General features: G+C 61.1%; 19 protein-coding genes. 9 read left to right on the forward strand and 10 right to left on the reverse strand.

What is annotated here, in order from left to right; all coding sequences use genetic code 11:
* Nucleotides 1-89: 89 nt before the first annotated feature.
* The 6 genes from QZ196_RS03610 to QZ196_RS03635 form a co-directional block, all read right to left on the reverse strand.
* The gene (locus QZ196_RS03610; protein WP_296423976.1) at nucleotides 90-422 is read right to left on the reverse strand and encodes a hypothetical protein; all 333 of its coding nucleotides are present in this window, start codon (nucleotides 420-422) and stop codon (nucleotides 90-92) included.
* Between the two features lie 117 nt (nucleotides 423-539).
* Nucleotides 540-1,289 (reverse strand): ABC transporter ATP-binding protein, encoded by a 750-nt coding sequence (locus tag QZ196_RS03615; RefSeq protein WP_296423978.1) that lies wholly within the window; start codon nucleotides 1,287-1,289, stop codon nucleotides 540-542.
* A gap of 54 nt (nucleotides 1,290-1,343) precedes the next feature.
* Complete coding sequence (locus QZ196_RS03620) at nucleotides 1,344-2,102, reverse strand: ABC transporter ATP-binding protein (RefSeq protein WP_296423980.1); 759 nt, start codon at nucleotides 2,100-2,102, stop codon at nucleotides 1,344-1,346.
* A 12-nt stretch (nucleotides 2,103-2,114) separates the two neighbouring features.
* Nucleotides 2,115-3,305: a branched-chain amino acid ABC transporter permease gene (locus tag QZ196_RS03625; RefSeq protein WP_296423982.1), complete on the reverse strand. Its 1,191-nt coding sequence runs from the start codon at nucleotides 3,303-3,305 to the stop codon at nucleotides 2,115-2,117.
* 3 nt (nucleotides 3,306-3,308) lie between these two features.
* Nucleotides 3,309-4,340, reverse strand: a complete 1,032-nt coding sequence (locus QZ196_RS03630) for a branched-chain amino acid ABC transporter permease (RefSeq protein ID WP_296423984.1) — start codon at nucleotides 4,338-4,340, stop codon at nucleotides 3,309-3,311.
* Between the two features lie 124 nt (nucleotides 4,341-4,464).
* Nucleotides 4,465-5,811, reverse strand: coding sequence for a substrate-binding protein (locus QZ196_RS03635; RefSeq protein WP_296423987.1), 1,347 nt, complete (start codon nucleotides 5,809-5,811; stop codon nucleotides 4,465-4,467).
* Between the two features lie 221 nt (nucleotides 5,812-6,032).
* Here QZ196_RS03635 and QZ196_RS03640 point away from each other — a divergent pair, with 221 nt between their 5' ends.
* The 5 genes from QZ196_RS03640 (at nucleotide 6,033) to QZ196_RS03660 (ending at nucleotide 11,900) form a co-directional block, all read left to right on the forward strand.
* A complete protein-coding gene (locus QZ196_RS03640) occupies nucleotides 6,033-7,337 on the forward strand; it encodes a short-chain fatty acyl-CoA regulator family protein (RefSeq protein ID WP_296423988.1) in 1,305 nt (434 codons plus the stop codon).
* A gap of 96 nt (nucleotides 7,338-7,433) precedes the next feature.
* Complete coding sequence (locus QZ196_RS03645) at nucleotides 7,434-7,802, forward strand: response regulator (RefSeq protein ID WP_296423990.1); 369 nt, start codon at nucleotides 7,434-7,436, stop codon at nucleotides 7,800-7,802.
* Entirely contained in the window at nucleotides 7,799-8,068 is a 270-nt protein-coding gene (locus QZ196_RS03650) for a hypothetical protein (protein WP_296423992.1), read from the forward strand. The genes QZ196_RS03645 and QZ196_RS03650 overlap by 4 nt, the downstream gene beginning before the upstream one ends.
* Complete coding sequence (locus tag QZ196_RS03655; RefSeq protein ID WP_296423994.1) at nucleotides 8,068-10,758, forward strand: ATP-binding protein; 2,691 nt, start codon at nucleotides 8,068-8,070, stop codon at nucleotides 10,756-10,758. Before QZ196_RS03650 ends, QZ196_RS03655 begins: the two co-directional genes overlap by 1 nt.
* 56 nt (nucleotides 10,759-10,814) lie before the next feature.
* The gene (locus tag QZ196_RS03660) at nucleotides 10,815-11,900 is read left to right on the forward strand and encodes a FliM/FliN family flagellar motor C-terminal domain-containing protein (RefSeq protein WP_296423996.1); all 1,086 of its coding nucleotides are present in this window, start codon (nucleotides 10,815-10,817) and stop codon (nucleotides 11,898-11,900) included.
* Here the strand turns inward: QZ196_RS03660 and QZ196_RS03665 are convergent.
* Together QZ196_RS03665 and QZ196_RS03670 are read right to left on the reverse strand one after the other, a co-directional pair.
* Nucleotides 11,897-12,331 carry a TIGR01244 family sulfur transferase gene (locus tag QZ196_RS03665; protein WP_296423998.1) on the reverse strand — a complete coding sequence of 145 codons (435 nt, stop codon included), beginning with the start codon at nucleotides 12,329-12,331 and terminating at the stop codon, nucleotides 11,897-11,899. The genes QZ196_RS03660 and QZ196_RS03665 overlap by 4 nt on opposite strands.
* A 78-nt stretch (nucleotides 12,332-12,409) precedes the next feature.
* Nucleotides 12,410-13,627, reverse strand: coding sequence for an acyl-CoA dehydrogenase family protein (locus tag QZ196_RS03670; RefSeq protein WP_296424000.1), 1,218 nt, complete (start codon nucleotides 13,625-13,627; stop codon nucleotides 12,410-12,412).
* A 100-nt stretch (nucleotides 13,628-13,727) separates the two neighbouring features.
* Between QZ196_RS03670 and QZ196_RS03675 the strand changes: the two genes are divergently transcribed.
* Nucleotides 13,728-14,777 carry a phosphotransferase gene (locus QZ196_RS03675; RefSeq protein ID WP_296424002.1) on the forward strand — a complete coding sequence of 350 codons (1,050 nt, stop codon included), beginning with the start codon at nucleotides 13,728-13,730 and terminating at the stop codon, nucleotides 14,775-14,777.
* Complete coding sequence (locus QZ196_RS03680; protein ID WP_296424004.1) at nucleotides 14,770-16,095, forward strand: enoyl-CoA hydratase-related protein; 1,326 nt, start codon at nucleotides 14,770-14,772, stop codon at nucleotides 16,093-16,095. Before QZ196_RS03675 ends, QZ196_RS03680 begins: the two co-directional genes overlap by 8 nt.
* Here the strand turns inward: QZ196_RS03680 and QZ196_RS03685 are convergent.
* The gene (locus QZ196_RS03685; RefSeq protein ID WP_296424006.1) at nucleotides 16,092-16,307 is read right to left on the reverse strand and encodes a hypothetical protein; all 216 of its coding nucleotides are present in this window, start codon (nucleotides 16,305-16,307) and stop codon (nucleotides 16,092-16,094) included. The genes QZ196_RS03680 and QZ196_RS03685 overlap by 4 nt on opposite strands.
* A 109-nt stretch (nucleotides 16,308-16,416) precedes the next feature.
* Between QZ196_RS03685 and QZ196_RS03690 the strand changes: the two genes are divergently transcribed.
* On the forward strand, nucleotides 16,417-16,674 hold the full coding sequence (locus tag QZ196_RS03690) for a DUF2312 domain-containing protein (RefSeq protein WP_296424008.1): 258 nt from the start codon (nucleotides 16,417-16,419) through the stop codon (nucleotides 16,672-16,674).
* Nucleotides 16,675-16,677: 3 nt separating this feature from the next.
* On the opposite strand, the gene QZ196_RS03695 is transcribed toward QZ196_RS03690, so the two are convergent.
* Complete coding sequence (locus tag QZ196_RS03695) at nucleotides 16,678-17,559, reverse strand: hypothetical protein (protein WP_296424010.1); 882 nt, start codon at nucleotides 17,557-17,559, stop codon at nucleotides 16,678-16,680.
* A gap of 85 nt (nucleotides 17,560-17,644) precedes the next feature.
* Here QZ196_RS03695 and QZ196_RS03700 point away from each other — a divergent pair, with 85 nt between their 5' ends.
* Nucleotides 17,645-19,300: an iron ABC transporter permease gene (locus QZ196_RS03700; RefSeq protein ID WP_296424012.1), complete on the forward strand. Its 1,656-nt coding sequence runs from the start codon at nucleotides 17,645-17,647 to the stop codon at nucleotides 19,298-19,300.
* Nucleotides 19,301-19,380 lie beyond the last annotated feature (80 nt).

Below are 19,380 nucleotides of genomic sequence, written 5' to 3' on the forward strand. Positions count from 1 at the left end.
TCGCGCGACGTGACGCCACACGAATTCAACATGCTTATAGGGCAAGCCAGCGGAGGTGGAAAGCGGTGGTGCCTTGAAAAACAAAAGGCCTACCCCGGTGTGTCATCGGGGGCCGCTGCACCGACGTCGTCTTGGGCGTTCTTTGCATGTGCGGGGGCATCGTGGTCATAGGGCAGCATCGGTACGTCATAGGGGCGCAGGGTACGTTCCGGCGGCGCGATTTCGCCGGGATTTTCAGGAAACGCAGTGCCCGCAAGCCGCGCGGAGACCACTTGCGCGATAAATACCTTGTTGGCGGGCTGGGTCGCCGGGCCCCCTGACGCGCGTGTCGCGGGGACCTTTGTGCCAGTCACGGGCGGTTGCGCGGCCAGATGGGGAACCGCGGCAACAGCCTGGGGCGCAAGGGTGCGTGTGGTATCCATGGCAGGCTCCGAAAAGCGAGAATCTTATTGCTAAAGATTCGCTCTTCCAGCCTACCAAAACCTTAACGTCGCCCCAATACATGCCCACGTTTTGGTTCAAATTGCAGCGATCAGCCCTCAGATGGCCAAATATTGCGAGCGAAGCTGCTCGTTTTCCAGCACCTCGGCGGCGGACCCGTCAAAGACAACCGTGCCGGTGTCCAGAATGACCGCCCGGTCCGCCAGTTTCAGAGCCGCGACGGCGTTTTGTTCGACGATCACCGTCGTGATCCCCTGATCGCGGATAATGTTGAGCGTTTTCGCGATTTCCTGCACGATGACAGGCGCGAGACCCTCGTAGGGTTCGTCAAGCAGCAGCACCTTGATGTCCCGTGCAAGGGCGCGGGCGATGGCCAGCATCTGCTGTTCGCCGCCCGACAGCGTCACGCCTTCTTGTTTGCGCCGTTCGCCAAGACGGGGGAAAAGGCCGTAGATCCGGTCCAGGGACCAGCCGATGGGCGGGGCAATCTGGGCCAGCTGGAGGTTTTCCTCAACCGTCAGGCCGGGAATGATTCGCCGGTCTTCGGGGACAAGGGCGATACCCGCTGCGGCCGCCTGATGGCTTTTCATTTCGTGCAACGGCTGGTGGTCCAGCCAGATTTCCCCATGCTTGAGCGCGGGATCATCCATGCGCGCGATGGCCCGCAGGGTCGATGTCTTGCCCGCCCCGTTGCGCCCCAGCAGGGCCAGAATTTCGCCCTCGTGGATGTTGAAGCTGACGTTTTGGACGATGTAGCTTTCGCCGTAGTAGGCCTCGATCTCCCAGACGGACAGGAAGGCGGGGTGGGTCGCGGCGTTGTTGGCGTTCTTGTTGAATGGTGCGTTCATAATTCTCTCCTGCCGGGGCGATCATTCTTGCCGGAAAATGATCGGCGGGCGTTGTCAGACTTGCGCTTCACCCAGATAGGCTTCGCGAACCTTGGGGTGGCCTTTGATGTTTTCGGGGGTGTCTTCGACCAAAGGCATGCCCTGCGCCAAAACGGTAATCCGTTCCGCCAGCGAGAACACGACGTTCATATCATGCTCAATAATGGCCATTGTGATTCCGCGCTTGGCGCGGATGTCCTTGAGCAGTTGAATCGTATTTTCGGTATCGGCGCGTGCCATGCCGGCTGTCGGTTCGTCCAGCAGCAGCAATTTGGGATCTTGCACCAGACACATTGCCATTTCCAGCCGCCGTTTGTCACCGCGCGACAGGCTGGATGCGATCATGTGCCGCTTTTCAAGCATATTCACATCAGCCAGCATTTCCTCGGCCTGCTGCTGGATGCCTTTTTCGGCAAAAACGCTTTCGATGGCATGCATCCGGAATGACCCGTCGCGTTTTGCAAAGCAGGGGATCATGACGTTTTCAAACACCGTCAGGTCGCTGAAAATTTCGGGCGTCTGGAACACCCGGCTGATGCCCAACTGGTTGATCTCGTGGGGTTTGCGGCCCAGAACCGATTGCCCGTCGAACATGACCGACCCCGAGTCCGGGATCAGTTTGCCGATCAGCACGTTGAGCAGCGTGGATTTGCCAGCCCCGTTTGGCCCGATGATCGCATGCACGGTGTTTTCCGCCACGCTGAGGTTCACGTTCCCCAGCGCCTGCAGGCCACCAAAGCGTTTGTTGATGCCTTTGATTTCAAGGATACCCATGTTTTTGTCTCCTTATTCGGCAGGCTTGGTGGCGGTTTCGCCAGTGTCTTTGGACTTCTTGCGGCGCAGCAGCGCGCCAATCTTTTGACCACCCTGAACAAGGCCACCGGGCAGAAAGATCACGACCGCCATGAACAACAGGCCCAGCGTCAGGTGCCAGCCCTTGCCGATGAAGGGGTGGATGATCGTGACCAGCAGGTTGTCCAGCCAATCGGGCATGAACGCGAACCAGTTGTGCAGAATGGTGTCATTGATCTTGGACACGATGTTTTCCAGATATTTGATCAACCCGGCGCCCAGCACCGGCCCGATCAGCGTGCCGACCCCGCCCAAGATCGCCATGACGACGATTTCACCCGACGCGGTCCAGAACATCCGCTCTGCCCCGGTCAGCGGGTCCATCGCCGCCAGCAAACCACCGGCCAGACCGGCGTACATGCCCGAGATCACAAAAGCGGCCAGCATGTAGGGTTTGATGTTCAGCCCGGTATAGCTCATCCGGGTCTGGTTTGATTTGATCGCCCGCAGCATCATCCCGAACGGCGACCGGAAGATGCGGATCGACAGATAGAACGATGCGATCAACAAGATGGCGCAAAGGTAGTAGCCATTCTCGAAGATGAAGGTCCAGCCGCCGATATTCCATTCCGTGGCGCCATTCATGCGCAGGCCGAACAGATGCGGCACCGTCGGATCGCCCGCGCTCATCAGGATTTGCGGGTCGTCGTTGTAGACCTGCAGGCCGGTTTCGCCGTTGGTGATGGGGGTGAACACCGAATAGGCCAGTTGATACGACATCTGCGCAAAGGCCAGAGTCAGGATCGAGAAGTAGATGCCAGAGCGCCGCAGCGACACATAGCCGATCACGACCGAGAACAGCCCGGCAACGATCACCGACAGCAAGATCGCAGGCAGCACGTTGTAGCTGAGCAGTTTGAACATCCACACCGCCGCATACGAACCGACACCCAGAAAGGCGGCATGGCCAAAGGACAGATAGCCCGTCAGACCGAACAGGATGTTAAACCCGATCGCCAGAATGCCAAAGATCACAAAGCGTTGCATCAGCGCGGGGTAACCCGCGTTAAAGCTTTGGCCTATCGCCGATTCCGTCGGGAACGGGTTCAGCAGCATCGGTGCCGCCAAGGTCAGGATGACCACGATGACGAATAGTTTGAAGTCGCGGGAGTTGAGACCAAGCATGACTTATTCCTCCATCACGCCCTTGCGGCCCATCAGGCCACGCGGACGGGTCAGCAAAATGATAATGGCAACGAGATAAATGATGATCTGGTCGATGCCGGGGATGAGAGCTTTTACCTCGTTCATGGAGGCAAAGGATTGCAGGATGCCAAGCATGAACCCGGCAAGCACCGCGCCGGGCAGAGAGCCCATGCCGCCAACAACGACGACCACAAAGCTAAGCACCAGAAAGTCCATGCCGATGTTGTAATGGGGTGACAGGATGGGTGTGTACATCACACCCGCCAGCCCCGCGACGGCCGCCGCCATGCCAAACATCAGCGTAAAGCGTTTGTCGATGTCGATCCCCAGCAGACCCACGGTTTCCCGGTCGGCCATACCGGCCCGCACCACCATGCCGAAGGTCGTGAATTGCAGGAAGGCAAAGACCGCGCCGATGATGATCAGCGAGAAGAAGAAATAGACCAGACGCCACATCGGATAGGCGACAGCCCCCGGATCAAAGCCAAGCATGACACCAAAATCGAGGGTGCCGATGAACATCTGCGGGGCAGGGGTCTGGATCGGGTTGGCACCGTAAATCGACTTGATCAGCTCACCAATCACGATGGCGAGGCCGAAGGTGACAAGGATCTGATCCGCGTGTGGCCGCTTGTAAAAGTGTTTGATCAACCCGCGTTCCATCACATAGCCGATGAAAAACATCACGGGGATCACCAGCAAAATGGCTAGCGGCACCGACCAATCCTGAATTGCGGCACCCGTTTCGGGGCCAAACCACGCTTCGACATAGGGCGTGTTTACCTTGAGCGGGTTACCCAGAAAGTCGGTCTGCGTTTCATCGACGGTGACAAAGCTGTAGCCCAGAAACCGTTGCAGCGTCACCGCGCAGAACGCACCGATCATGAACAACGCGCCGTGGGCAAAGTTGACGACGCCCAATGTGCCAAAGATCAGCGTCAGCCCAAGGGCGATCAACGCATAGGCGGCACCTTTGTCCAGACCATTCAAAATTTGAAGAAGAAATGCGTCCATCTGTCCGCTCCTGCCTGCCGCTAAGGCGTATATTTGGGGTGTAGGGTCCGACCCAAATGACTGGGCGGGCGCGTTATCGCGTGGGGGACAGGCGGTGGCCGCCTGTCCCCTGATTTACAAACGCTTATGCGCCGGGGTTGCACGCGCCCAGATCGCCACCGGCGAACATGGGGTGATCGGGTGCATATTCCACCTGTGCGCGCGGCGTCACTTCGACGATTTCCAATGTGTCGTACTGGTTTGCCGGGTTTTCCTTGCCCTTCATGACCAAAACGTCTTTGAAACACTGGTGATCGGCGCCGCGATACAGAACCGGACCGTTGCCCATGCCGTCGAACTCGAAATCCTCAAGCGCTTCGACAACCGCACATGGGTTGAACGACCCTGCGCGCGTTACGGCATCCGCATAAAGCAGTGTCTGCACGTAGCAGGTGTGCGCGGCGTTGGATGGCGGGAAGCCATACTTTTCGCCGAACGAACGGACAAAGGCTTGTGTGCCCGCATCCTGCAACTGCCAGTTCCAGTTCATGGAACCAAACACGCCTTCAATGTTCGAACCCGCACCAGCGGCCATCAGTTCCGAATAAAGCGGAACAATGATCTTGAAGTCCTTGCCGTTGACTTGCTTGTCCTTCAGGCCAAACTGAACAGCCTGCGTCAAAGAGTTGACCATGTCCCCGCCGTAGTGGTTCAGGATCAGCGTATCTGCGCCAGAGTTCAGCACAGGCGCGATGTACGACGAGAAGTCACCGGCACCAACGGGTGTCAGCACGTTCTGGACAGTTTCCCAGCCCAGGGCCTCGGTCGATGCCTGGATCGATTCCTGCTGCGTCCAGCCCCATGTGTAGTCAGCGGTCAGGTGATAGGCACGGCGCTCGTTGCCATATTCCCTTTCCAACACGGGTGCGAGTGCCGCACCGGACATGTAGGCGTTAAAGAAGTGACGAAAGCCGTTGGCCTTCTTGTCCTTGCCGGTCGTGTCGTTGGAGTGGGTCAGACCGGCCATGAAGATCACGCCGGCTTCTTGGCACAGACCCTGAACCGCAACAGCCACACCCGAAGATGAGCCGCCGTTGATCATGATGCAGCCGTCTTTCTGGATCATCGACTGGGCCGATGCACGGGCAACGTCAGATTTTGTCTGCGTGTCGCCTGTGACGAATTCGACCCTTTTGCCCATAATACCCGTACCGTCCAGCATTTTGGACGAGAACGTATTTATCATGCCGCCGTCGCCGATGCCGTTCAGATGCTCGACGGCAAGTTGCTGCGCGCGCAGCTCGTCAAGGCCTTCTTCGGCATAGGGGCCGGTCTGTGGGACGTTAAAGCCGAATTTCACGCTGTTGCCAGTGGGTGCATTGGTGAAACCGGTGTGACCTGCCGCCGACAGATACGTCGGCAAAGCAAGACCGGCGCCCGCGATGGCCCCGGTTTTCAACACGCCACGGCGTGAGAAGTTGGATTTGGACATTACTATCCTCCCTAGAGTTTTCCTGCCGCCTGGGCCTCCTCGCCCCCACGGCACGCACTTTTCAGTACTGTGATCCACTGTGGCGAAATTGGCAAAGACAGCAACAAGTCATTGGGACTGATGGACTTCTTTGTAAATTGCTGTACAGATATCTTGTTAACTCTGTAAATCTGTTTTCCCGCACCTGCAGAAAGCGGTTGAAACTGTTGAAGGAAAATCATGTGCCAACCCGTAGGCTGACAGGCTCGCGCATTCGCGAAAAACGTCTCGATCAAGGGCTGCGGCAGGCCGCCGTCGCCGAGGCGGTGGGGATATCGCCGTCCTATCTTAATCTGATCGAACACAATCGCCGCAGAATCGCGGGCAAGCTGCTGGGTGATCTGGCCCGCGTGCTGGGCGTTGATGCCGCCTTGCTGACCGCGGGCGCCGATAACGATCTGCTGGACCAGATGCGCGATGCCGCAGCTTTGCTTGGCGATGTGGCCGAGGTCGCGCGCGTCGAAGAGCTTGCCGCGCGCTATCCGGGTTGGAGCCGCCTGATCGCCGTGCAGGCCCGTCGGTTGGAAATTCTTGAAGGGCGGGTGCAGTCGTTGACGGATCGCATGGCGCATGACCCGCAGTTGGCGGCATCTTTGCACGACGTGATCTCCTCTGTGACGGCGATCCGTTCGACCGCATCCATTTTGGTGGGGCAGGAACCGCTGGACGCCGATTGGCAGCGCCGGTTCCATGAAAATATCCACAAGGACAGCCTGCGTCTGGCCGCCAGCAGCGAGGCGCTTATTGCGTATCTCGATGCGCCGGGGCCGGATAACGACAGGCCGACGACACCGCTGGAAGAGGTCGAAACCTATCTGGCGAAAACCGGGTTTCATATCGCGGCGCTGGAAACGGCAGACCCTGACAGGGCTGCGGTTGTGGCGCAGGCGGATTTGTCGGGCGCGGCGGCCCGACATTTGCTGGACGCGATCTGTACGCTGTACGTACGCGATGCATACGCCCTGCCGCTGGCTGATTTTGATCTGGCGTGCCGCGATCTGGGCTATGATCCGGTCGCGCTCGCCCAGCGGTTCGGTGCGGGGTTCGGCAGCGTTTTGCGCCGTCTGTCGTTCCTGCCGCCGGGTGCCGGTCATCCGCCGATGGGGCTGGCGGTCTGTGATGCCTCGGGCACGTTGCGCTATCTTAAATCCGTCCCCGGTTTCACCATGCCACGTGCCGGCGGGGCCTGCCCGCTGTGGCCGATCTTCGGGGCATTCAGCCGCCCGGCGCAGCCGTTGCGGGCCGAAGTGGCATTGCCCGGACCGGTGCAGACCCGGTTCTTGTGCTACGCCATCGCAGAGCCACATCAAGGCCCCAGTTTCGACAGCGCACCTGTGTTGCAAAGCACCATGCTGGTGCTGCCGGACCCCGCCGAGGGGGCGCTGCCGCCCACGCAGGTGGGGATGTCTTGCCGAATTTGTGCGCGTCAGGACTGCGCAGCCCGCCGCGAACCGGCAATGATTGGTGTCATGGCGATGCGTGATTGATCCACGTGCTTTGACAGTCCCGACAATTGCCGTGATAGTCGCACCCAAGAAGGCACCCCGTGAGGCGGAGGCCGTTGGCAAAGGGGAGGCGATGAGATGGGCAACCGTGTCCTTCTGATCGAAGACGAGCCGAATATCATCGAGGCGATCAGTTTCATTCTGTCCCGCGATGGCTTGACCGTGCACACACATGAAGACGGGCAAACCGCGATGGCCAAGGTGCTGGCCTTGCCGCCCGATCTGATCATTCTGGATGTGATGCTGCCGGGGCGCAGCGGGTTTGATATCCTGCGCGATCTGCGGGTCAATGACGTCACCAAGGCGATCCCCGTCATGATGCTGACCGCGCGTGGTCAGGCCAAGGACCGCGAACTGGCGCTGCGGCTGGGGGCGAGCCATTTCATGACCAAACCGTTTTCCAACGCAGAGGTGCGCGACAACGTCCGCAATCTGATGGGGGCATGAACCGCGCGCCCAAGTCACCGGTGTTTCTGGAACGGGCCAGCTATCGGCAGCGCCGGCTGCGCGATGCGGCACGGCTGCTGCCGGTGCTGGGTGCCATACTTTGGATGATTCCGCTGTTATGGTCGCGCGATCAACCGGCGGCATCGACCAATGCCGATGCCCTTCTTTATACGTTTGGGGTTTGGGTGGCCCTGATCGTGCTGAGCGCGGTGCTGTCGCGTGGCCTGCGGCCCGATGACGCCACGCCGTTGGACACGCCTGACTAATGGTGTCGTTCAACATTCTGATCGCTGTCGCGCTGACCTATGTCGCAGCTTTGTTCACGGTCGCCTTCATCGCAGAGCGGCGGGCATCGGCGGGGCATGTCGGCTGGCTGCAATCACCGATCATCTACACCCTGTCGCTCAGCATCTATTGCACCGCCTGGACATTCTACGGCGCTGTCGGCTATGCCGCCCGGTCGGGGCTGGAGTTCGTGACGATCTACCTTGGCCCGACGTTGGTGATGATCGGCTGGTGGTGGGGGCTGCGCAAGCTGGTCCGCATTGGCCGGTCCCAGCGGATCACCTCGATTGCCGACCTGATTTCATCGCGCTTTGGCAAATCCACGGTGCTGGGCGTCATCGTGACCGTCATCGCCGTCGTCGCCGCGACCCCCTATATCGCACTGCAGTTGCAGTCGGTCACCTTGTCGTTTGCGGTTTTCGGACAGGCCGGGGGGCAGGACTGGCAGGACAAGGACCTGAATGCGGCGGCCATCTGGGTGGCGGTGGGGTTGGCTGTGTTTACCGTTTTGTTCGGCACCCGCAATCTTGACGCCAACGAACGCCACCATGGCATCGTCATGGCCATCGCGGTCGAGGCGGTCGTGAAACTGCTCGCGCTTTTGGCGGTCGGGGTGTTTGTGGTCTGGGGGGTTGCAGGCGGGCCCGCTGCGATGCTGGTGCGGATTGATGCGTCTGATATCACGCTGTGGCAGCAAAGTGGCGGGCGCTGGGTCAGCCTGATCTTTTTGTCCGCCGCCGCCTTTTTGTGCCTGCCGCGCATGTTTCAGGTGTTGGTCGTTGAAAACGCGGATGAGCGGCACCTGAACGTCGCAAGCTGGGCATTTCCGCTTTATCTGTTCTTGATGAGCCTGTTCGTGGTGCCCATCGCCGTGGTCGGTCTTGACCTGCTGCCACCGGGCAGCAACCCTGACCTTTTCGTGCTGACTGTCCCGCTCAGCCAAGGCCGCGAGGGGCTGGCGATGCTGTCATTTCTGGGGGGCTTTTCGTCGGCCACGTCGATGGTGATTGTGGCGACGATTGCGCTGGCCACGATGGTGTCGAACCATATTGTCGTGCCGCTATGGCTTCACTTGCAAGCGGATAAGGGCGCGGTGATGTCGGGCGATGTGCGGCATGTGATCTTGCTGGCGCGGCGGCTGTCGATTGCGGGCGTTCTGGCGCTTGGCTTTGTGTATTATCGGCTGTCGGGCGGGGGCACCGCCCTTGCGGCGATCGGTCTGGTGTCGTTCACCGGCGCGGTGCAGATCTTGCCCGCAATGCTGGGCGGTATCTTTTGGCGCGGGGCCACGCGCATTGGTGCCGCGCTGGGTCTGCTGACCGGGCTTGTGGTCTGGTTGTGGACCTTGTTCCTGCCCAGTTTCGGTCTGGACGCCGTGATCAGCCAGACGGCGATGGATGCGGGCCCGTTCGGTCTGCATTGGTTGCGACCAGAGGCGCTGTTTGGGATCATCGGCATGGACCCGTTGGTGCATGGGGTGATGTGGTCAATGCTGCTCAATAGCGGGATGTTCATTCTGGGTTCCCTGCTGAGTTTCCCGACCCCGGTCGAACGCCTGCAGGGTGCGCAATTCGTCAATGTCTTTGAACATTCGACCGCCGCGCGCGCCTGGACCACGACCTCCGCAGGCGCCGAAGATTTGCTGATCATGGCGCAGCGGATCATCGGCAGCGCCGAGGCGCAGGCGATTTTTCAGGCCGAGGCGGTGCGGCAAGGTAAATCTGGCTATCTGCCCGAAGTCACGCCAGAATTCGTCGCCCGATTAGAGAGGCAACTGGCCGGATCTGTCGGTGCGGCTACGGCGCATGCGATGGTCGGTCAATTGATCGGCGGCAGTGGGGTGTCGGTCGAAGATCTGATCGCCGTGGCCGATGAAGCGGCGCAAATTCTGGAATACTCCAGCCAGCTCGAGGCCAAATCAGCCGAACAGGCCCGCACGGCCAGCGCGCTGCGCGACGCCAATGAAAAGCTGACCGCGCTGTCGATCCAAAAAGATGCCTTTCTCAGCCAGATCAGCCACGAACTGCGCACGCCGATGACCTCGATCCGGTCGTTTTCGGAAATCCTGCGCGATGCCGATATGTCGCCACAAGAACAAGAGCGTTACGCCGGGATCATCCATGATGAGGCGATCCGCCTGACGCGGCTGCTTGATGATTTGCTTGACCTCGCCGTGCTGGAAAACGGGCAGGTCACCCTGCATCGGCAAACCGGCAATCTGGCGGGTTTGCTGGATCGTGCATTGGATGCTGCCGGCCTGCATGACGGCGCATTGGAAATCGTGCGCCAACCCGCCGCCGAGGCCGTGATGCTGACCTCTGATCTGGATCGGCTGGCGCAGGTGTTCATCAACCTGATCGCGAATGCGCGCAAATATTGCGACGCAGACCGCCCCAAGCTAAAGATTTCCGTCCGCGCCAAGGGCGATGCATATCATATTGATTTTGTAGACAACGGCAGCGGGATTTTCCCGGAAAACCAGCAGTTGATCTTTGAAAAATTCTCACGGGTGGCGGACCAGTCAAAGGCGGGTGGTGCCGGGCTTGGTCTGGCGATCTGCCGCGAAATCATGCATCGGCTGGGCGGCGATATCAGCTATTTGCCGGGTCAATATGGTGCGGCATTTCGGGTGGTCGTGCCGAAAATATGGCCGGGTCCGGGCGGGCGTTAGGACAACGGTAACGTCTGCGGCGTTAATCTGGCGCTTGACTAACCTGTGGCAGGCGCATGACCGACAGTATGCATAGTACAATTCTGCGGCGCATGGCCCGCCGACGGACCGATCCGGCAGAGGTGCCGCTGACATCGTCGCGCGCCGTGCGTTTGGCACTGACCAAGGCGGCCAACGATACCATCGGACTGGTGCTGACCGTCATGGGGATGGGCGAAGACGTGCAGCCGCTGGATGATCTGCTGGGCGGGCTTGATGACACCCTGATGTTGATCGGGTTGCAGCGCAATGGGCAGTTGGCTGGAATTCTGGCGCTGGACATGCAGATGCGGGCGGCGGTGATGGAAATGCAGACCGTGGGCCGGCTGATCGCCAAACAGGCCGAAGACCGCACGCCGACCGGCACTGACAAAACGATGTGCGACCCTGTTCTTGCGGCGTTTCTGACGGCGCTGCCGCTGGCCATGGCCGGGACAGAGCTGGATGGTTGGGTCGATGGGGCCCTGCTTGGGGATCGGATTGACAACCGGCGCGTCGCGGGGCTGGTGTTGGACGACCGCGATTATCGCACGCTGCGGCTGACCGTTGATCTGGGCGTTGCCGACCGTCAGGGCGCGTTGCTGCTAGCGCTGCCTTTGGCGACGAAAACCGCCGTACCGGCCCGTGACCCTGTCGATGACATGGATTGGGGCACGCAGTTCCGTGCCGTCGTTGCCGACGCGCCTGCGTCGCTTGAGGCGCAGTTGCATCGCTTTACCATTCCCCTGGCGCAGGCACGCGCGCTGCGGGCGGGGCAGGTGCTGCCATTGCCCGGATGCACGGTGAATTCGGTGCGGATCATGTCGCCTGATGGCCATAAGATCGCGCAGGCCAAACTGGGTCAGCTGGGTGGCATGCGCGCCGTCCGCATCGAACAGGCACCCGCGCCGCAGATGCGTGATCTGGGCGCGACTGGCCTATCCGGCATGATGGCGCTGGACGCAGCAGAGCCGCTGGGTTTTCAGGGTGATGACCCGCTGAACGCCGGTGACGCCGGTCTGATTGATGGCGCGCCTGACACGGGCGGGGGGAATGCATTTGATTCAGACAGCGGGCTGGACGTGGTGCCGATGGATATGGACGCCCTGTCGCTGACCGACTAACCCTGACCTGCGGCTGCCAAAGCGGCGAGTTGCGGACGCAAACCGCCCAGATCATAGCCCGCAGCCGCGGTGGCTGCGATGATTTGATCCGCATCCCGTTCAGTCGCTTGCGACAGCGACCAGACAATCGACGACCGTGTGCCAGATGCGCAATAGGCCAGCACCGGGCCCGCGCTCGTGTCCATTGCGTGCTTTTGCGCTGCGACAATTTCGGCATTCAGGCCCTGATGGGTCACAGGGATCACGACAAATGTCAGTCCGGCATCTCTGGCCGCGTCCGCCATGACCGCAGCGTGATGGCTTGGCGGCACCTCTGCGTCGGGGCGATTACAGATCACCGTGGTAAATCCCGCAGCTTTGATCGCGGCAATATCGCCTGGGTCGATCTGGGGTGATACGGCGTAGTCTGGGGTGATCTGGCGGATATCCATGTGGGTCTGTCCTTTGTGATGCGCTGGGCCTGTCTGCTTTTGCCGGTCTGATTGTCGGCTGGCAAGGCGTTGTTGTGCCTATGGTGCGGGATAGCGGGCCAATTCAGCCCGTGCCACCTGTCTGCGATGGACCGCGTCGGGTCCGTCAGCCAATCGCAGGGTGCGCAGATGGGTCCATTGCCGGGCAAGCGGTGTGTCTTGTGATACGCCCGCCGCGCCAAACATCTGGACCGCCATATCCGTGACACGCAAGGCGACTTCAGGTGCCACGACCTTGATCTGGCTGATCCAGGGGGCGGCGGCGCGTTTGTCGCCCTGATCCATCATCCACGCAGCTTTCAGGCACAGGAGCCGGGCCTGTTCGATGTCCATCCGCGCCTGTGCAATCAGGTCAAAGTTTTCGCCCAGTTGCGCGAGAGGTTTGCCAAACGCCTGCCGGGACACGGCGCGTTTGCACATCAGCTCCAGCGCCTTTTCGGCCTGCCCAATGGCGCGCATACAGTGGTGGATGCGTCCGGGGCCAAGCCGCCCTTGGGCAATCTCGAACCCGCGCCCGACACCCAGCAGCAGATTTTCGGCAGGCACGCGCACGTTTTCATACGCGAAATGCATATGGCCATGCGGGGCGTCGTCGTGGCCATAGACCTCCATCGCGCGCAGCTTTTTGATGCCATGGGTGTCGGCGGGCACCACGATCATCGAATGTTGCTGGTGCTTTGTCCCTTCGGTGCCGGTGCGGACCATGACGATATGAACCGCACAGCGCGGATCGCCGGCACCTGTGGCCCACCATTTCTGCCCGTTCAGCACATAGAAGTCGCCGTCCGCGTCGCAGGTCATTGCGATGTTGGTTGCGTCCGAACTGGCCACATCGGGTTCCGTCATCAAATAGGCCGACCGGATGTCGCCCGCCATCAGCGGTTTGAGCCAGCGTTCTTTCATCGTGTCGGTGCCGTAGCGGGCAAAGACCTCCATGTTGCCGGTATCGGGGGCATTGCAGTTGAATACCTCGGCGGCGAGGTGGCTCTTGCCCATTTCCTCGGCCAGATAGGCGTATTCGACGGTGTTCAGTTGCGGCCCGTCGCGGAATGTATCCCAGAAATTCCACAGGCCTCGCGCCTTGGCTTTGGTTTTCAGCCCTTCCAGGATGTCCGTCTGCCGCGGAGTAAAGGCCCAACGGTCGCCAACGGCAACTTCGCCCAGAAATGCATCGTCAAGCGGGATGATTTCATCAGTGATCATGGTCTTGACCGCCGCCAATACGGGTTTGAGCCGCTCTGTCTGTCCTAGGTCCATGCGAAGTCCCTGCCCCCTGTGCTGTGCCTATCGTGCATTGGGCGGGGCCGGTGTCAATCAATGGCTTGCACATACTGCGGGCCTTGCGCCTAATGGCGCCATGAAAGAAGCAGCAACAGGTCTTGGGATCGCCTTCGCGGATTTGGACGCGTATCTGGCGAACGCGATTGAAGGGTTCACGGCGCTGGGCGCGGTGACCAAGTTCGGCACGGGGCAATCGAACCCGACGTACAGGATCGACGCTGCAAGCGGCACCTATGTGCTGCGCAGCAAACCGTCAGGTGCGTTGCTGCCGTCGGCCCACGCAGTCGAGCGCGAGTTTCGCGTGATGCAGGCGCTTGCCGCGACGGATGTGCCGGTGCCGCAGATGCTGCATTTGGCGCAGGCCGCGACATCGCCCAGTGGGCGGGCGTTCTTTGTGATGCGCTATTTGCCGGGCCGGATTTTCTGGGACCCGGCGTTGCCCGATCTGGCACGCGGTGATCGCACGGCGATTTACGATGCGATGAATACGGCCCTTGCGGCATTGCATAACGTGGATGTGGCGGCGGTCGGGCTGTCCGACTTTGGCAAGCCCGGCAATTATTTCGCCCGGCAACTGGACCGTTGGGGCCAGCAGTACCTTGCGTCCGTAGCAAGCCCCGATCCGGCCATGGTGGCGATCATGACGTGGTTGACGACGCAAATGCCCGACGACGACGGGCAGGTGGCGCTGGTGCATGGCGATTGGCGGCTCGACAACATGATCTTCGATGCCAGCGCGCCCCGTATCGCGGGTATTCTGGATTGGGAACTGTCCACGCTGGGTCATCCGATGGCCGATCTGGCCTATCAATGCATGCAGTGGCGGCTGCCCAATCACGGTGACATGCGCGGGCTTGGGGGCATTGACCGTGCCGCGATGGGCCTGCCGACCGAGGCGGATTACGTCGCCGCCTATGCCCGCAGGCGCGGTCTGGCTGCGATAACGCATTGGCCGTTCTATCTGGTGTTCGCCTTTTTTCGGCTTGCTGCGATCTTGGCCGGGGTGGCGTCGCGTGCGGCGGCCGGGAACGCCTCGAACCCTGAAATGGCGCGTAAATATGGCGCAGCGGTGCCGGTACTGGCCGGTCTGGCGACGCAAATCATGCGGGACGGGGTCGATGGCTAAGGGCGCGACGTTCAGGATCGTCAACGATGTTGGTCTTGTGCATCTGGATGCGCCGCCGGTGAATGCCTTGGGTGCCGCGCTGTGCGCCCGGCTTTGGGATATCTTTCAGCGTGTGGCGCAGGATAAAGATATCAAGGCGGTTGTGATCCTTGCTGCGGGCCGGATGTTCAGCGCTGGCGCCGATATCAAAGAGTTAGGCAAGTCGCAGCAGGCCCCGGCCCTGTCTGACCTGTGCGATCTGATCGAAGCGTGCAAAGTGCCGGTCGTTGCCGCAATGCAGGGGGCCGCGCTGGGCGGAGGGGCCGAATTGGCGATGGCCGCGCATTATCGCATCGCGTTGCCGCAGGCCGTCATCGGTCTGCCCGAGGTGACGCTTGGCCTTGTGCCCGGTGCGGGCGGCACCCAGCGATTGCCGCGTCTGGTGGGGGCGAAAAACGCGCTGGCGATGATCATTGGCGGACGGGCGGTTGCGGCGATGCGCGCGCGCGAGATGGGTTTGATCGACCGCGTCGTGGCTGATGATTTGCCGCTGAATGCCGTTGCATTCGCCCGTCAGGTCAGCGGGGCACGCCCGACCCGTGACGGGCGTGATATGCTGTTGGATGGTGCGGGGTTTTTGCGCGCCGTTGATGATCGGCGCGGGGTCGTTGCGGCATCTGGCCGCCATGCCGCGCAGCGGGCGCTGGAGTGTATCGAAGGGGCATTGTTGCTGCCATTTGCGACCGGTCTCGCGCTTGAGGCGGACGCATTTGCCGACTGTCTGCGACATCCGCAGTCACAGGCGCTGCGCCATGTTTTTCTGGCCGAGAGGCAAATCGCGCCCGATCTGTTGCGCAAGACCGATCAGGGGCGGGTCGTGGCCGATCCGGCAGGCACTGCGGTTGTCGCGGCCTTGCGGATGGCGTGGCAGCGGGCATTGGAGGCGCTGCGCCAGCAGGGGATCAGCGAGACGATGATCGACGGCGCGCTTGTCGCACATGGATTTGGCTGCGGGCCCTACGGTGGCCGGGATGCCGTGCGCGGGCCGCAATCGGCCGATGTCCAATTTCGCATGCTGGCCGCCGTTGTCGCCGAAGGTGCGCGGCTGGTCGCGGCGGGGGCGGTCGCGCGGGCCGCTGATATTGATGCGCTGGCGGTGCATGCCTTGGGCTTTCCGCGCGGGCGGGGTGGCCCGATGAAGGCCGCGCAACTGGCCGGGTTGCTGACCCTGACAGAACAGATGAAGCTATGGGCGGCGGACGACCCGATCTGGCAGGCCCCGCCGTTTTTGCGCCACGCCGCACTGGTGAGCGGCGGGTTTGACGTGGTCACGCCCTAATTCAGGACCACACCCACGATGACCGCCATCAGGCCGATCATCGACACAAACAGCGCGATCAGGTTGACCGGCAAGATCCGCGCGATCCGGGCGCGCAATTCGTCGTCCTCCAGCTTTGCCCGCTTGGCGCGGGTGACCGCGACAATGCTGTAACCGATACCCACCAGCCCGATAATTGACAGGGCCGCGCCAATCCAAATCACTATTTCCATCGTTCCCTCCGGCGTTTGCGCTGCCCTATCGCGGGGGCCGATGCTTCGCAAGGGTTGCAGGCGCCAATGCCAAAGGCTAGGGATGGGCACGCCTGCGAGGAGAGCAATCATGAGCGATATCGTCACTGAAACATCATCCGCCATTGCCGGCGAAGAGATCCGCCAGTTTGTTGAGCGGTTTGAACGTCTTGAGGCGGAAAAGAAAGACATCGCAGACGCCCAGAAGGAAGTGATGGCCGAGGCCAAGGGCCGTGGCTACGACACCAAGGTGCTGCGCAAGATCATTGCCATTCGCAAGCGCGACGCCAATGATCTGGCCGAAGAGGAAGCCGTGCTCGAAATGTATATGTCCGCCTTGGGGATGTAACGCCTAGCTGCGCGGCATCAGCAGCGTCACACCCTCCATCGCGGTGATCTGCGCAATGTCGTCTTCGTAGTTTTCGGTCATTTCCATGATCAAAGCGGGATCAAGTTCCGCCAGTTCGATCACGTCTTCAACCTGATCTTCCAGCGCATGCTGTTCCCAGATGTCGGCGATCACGTCATTGCGCGCCGCCTCGGTTTGCGGCGGGTTTTGGCGCAACTGCTCTCGCAGTCGCCGCATGCCGCTGTCGCTGATAAGCGTCGAAAGCATGTCCAGCCCGCCGACGATTTCGGTTTGCGGGCTGACGTTCGACATCTGCCGGATCAACTGTTCCCACAGCAGCGGCGTGTCTTCATTGCACCAGACGGTCAGCGGCGTGTCAGGCGCGGCGCCTTTGATCCGGCGGACGACGTCGGACCACTGTATATCTTCAGGGTGCATCAGCCGCAGATATTCGCTGATTGACGCGGCCTTGGACCGGATAAATGCGTCTTGCAGGAACGTGGCCGGATTGCGAATGCCAAGGAACAGTTCGATATCATCGCCCGAAAACAGCCGGTGCAGCGCGCGGGTTTTGGGCCCGGCCTGTTCATAGAAGACGCCATTGCCAAAGATCCGGTTCGGCACGCAAATAAAGTTGTCATTGCTCATGACCAGACGGGTCAAGTTGTCGTTTTCGACGATGGCGTCGATCAGGATATCACGGGTGTCCGGTTCCGGTGGCGCCCCATCCAGCGCTTGAATCGTTTCACGAATGAGGCTGCGATATTTTCCCGGCCCCGGCACGGCAATGCCTTGTTGCAGCAAAACACTTGCATTTTTCAGGATCGACTTGAGCAGCCGATCTTCGTCCGTGCAGTTTGCACCGATATGAAATGCGATCTGCATCGTGTTCTGGGCCTTCCGGGTCTGCGTCTTATTATCATAGTTGGATTTCTGGACAGTTAAACCGCTTTCGGATAACCCGGCAAAGATGCCCGAGCAAACTAGTCAGATATTACCAGCGCGCCGCCTGCGACTGCGATTTGATCCCTGGTCCGCCGGGGCATTGGTGATTGCTGCCATGGTGATGGTGCCGATCATTGCGGTGGTCTGGTTCGCCCTGACCCCGACCGAGAATATCTGGCCCCATCTGATCCGCACGACCTTGCCGCGCTATCTTGGCAATACGGCATTTTTGATGATTAGCGTTGGTTTTCTGACGGCCATCATCGGGACCGGCACCGCCTGGCTGGTGGCGATGTATCGGTTTCCGGGGCGCGCCGTGTTGCAGTGGGCGTTGTTGATGCCGCTGGCCGTGCCGGCCTATGTCGGCGCCTACGCGCTGGTGGATTTTCTGGAATATGCCGGGCCCGTGCAAACCGGCCTGCGCGATATGATGGGCTGGCAAACGGCCCGCGATTATTGGTTCCCCGCGATCCGCACCCGCGAGGCTGCGGTCGTGGTGCTGAGTGTCGCGCTTTATCCGTATGTTTATATCCTTGCCCGCGCGGCGTTTCGCGAACAATCCGGCGCGGCCTATGAGGTGGCGCGAGCGTTGGGGGCAGGGGCCTTTGGGCGGTTCTGGCGCGTCGGTCTGCCGCTTGCCCGGCCTGCGATTGCGGCGGGCGTCGCTGTGGTGATGATGGAAACCGTGAATGATTTCGGCACGGTCGACTTTTTTGCGGTGCAGACACTGACGACGGGCATCTTTTCGGTCTGGCTACAGGGCGGCAACCTTGGCGGTGCGGCGCAACTGGCGACCTGTGTGCTGGCCTTGATCATCTTTCTGGTCACGCTGGAAAAGCTCAGCCGCCGCAAAAGCCGGTTTTTTGGATCGGCCCGTGGCATGCGCCCGGTGCAACCGGCGGCGTTGCAGGGCTGGCAGGGCTGGCTTGCCGCAGTGTGTTGCACATTGCCTGTGCTGGCGGGGTTTGTCCTGCCTGTCGGCGTGTTGCTGACGCATGCGTTCGATGCTGCGGCCTGGGTCACGCCGGGCCTGCGTCTGGCGATGTGGCACACGCTTCAGGTGGGTGGCATGGCGGCGGTTTTGACCGTCGTGGGCGGCGTGTTCATGGTTTACGGTGTCCGGCTGTCGGGGCGCAATCTGCCACGGCTGCTGATGCCGGTGACGGCGATTGGCTATGCCGCGCCGGGGGCGGTGCTGGGGCTTGGTATTCTGGTGCCGCTGGCCGCGTTCGACAATGCGGTTGCCGACGCTGTTGTCTGGCTGGGCCTTGCCGATCCGGGTCTGATCCTGACGGGCAGTGCCGCCGCGCTGACGCTGGCCTATGTGGTGCGCTTTTTTGCGATTGCGCAGGGCACGGCGGATGCCGCGTTTGGCCGGGTGTCGCCCAGTTTGCCGATGGCGGCGCGGGCGTTGGGGCGGTCTGCGGGGGGGACCCTGCGTGCGGTACATTTGCCGTTGATGCGTGCCTCGATCGGGTCCGCGCTGCTGCTGGTCTTCGTGGACTGCGTCAAGGAACTGCCCGCGACCTTGCTGCTGCGTCCGTTCAACTATGACACGCTGGCGACGCGCGTACACGCCAAGGCATCATTGGAAAACATCGCCGATGCCGCGCCCGCCGCGCTGATGATCACCTTGGTCGGTTTGGCCGCTGTTGCCCTGCTGGCGCGGGCCAATCGCTAGACCTCGGACCGGGGTTGCGCAGAAACAACAAGCAACCACAGATTGCTGTTGGAACGGCCAAAAACATAACACAAAGTTGA

It is taken from the genome of Yoonia sp. (genome assembly GCF_017854565.1).
Lineage (GTDB): Bacteria > Pseudomonadota > Alphaproteobacteria > Rhodobacterales > Rhodobacteraceae > Yoonia.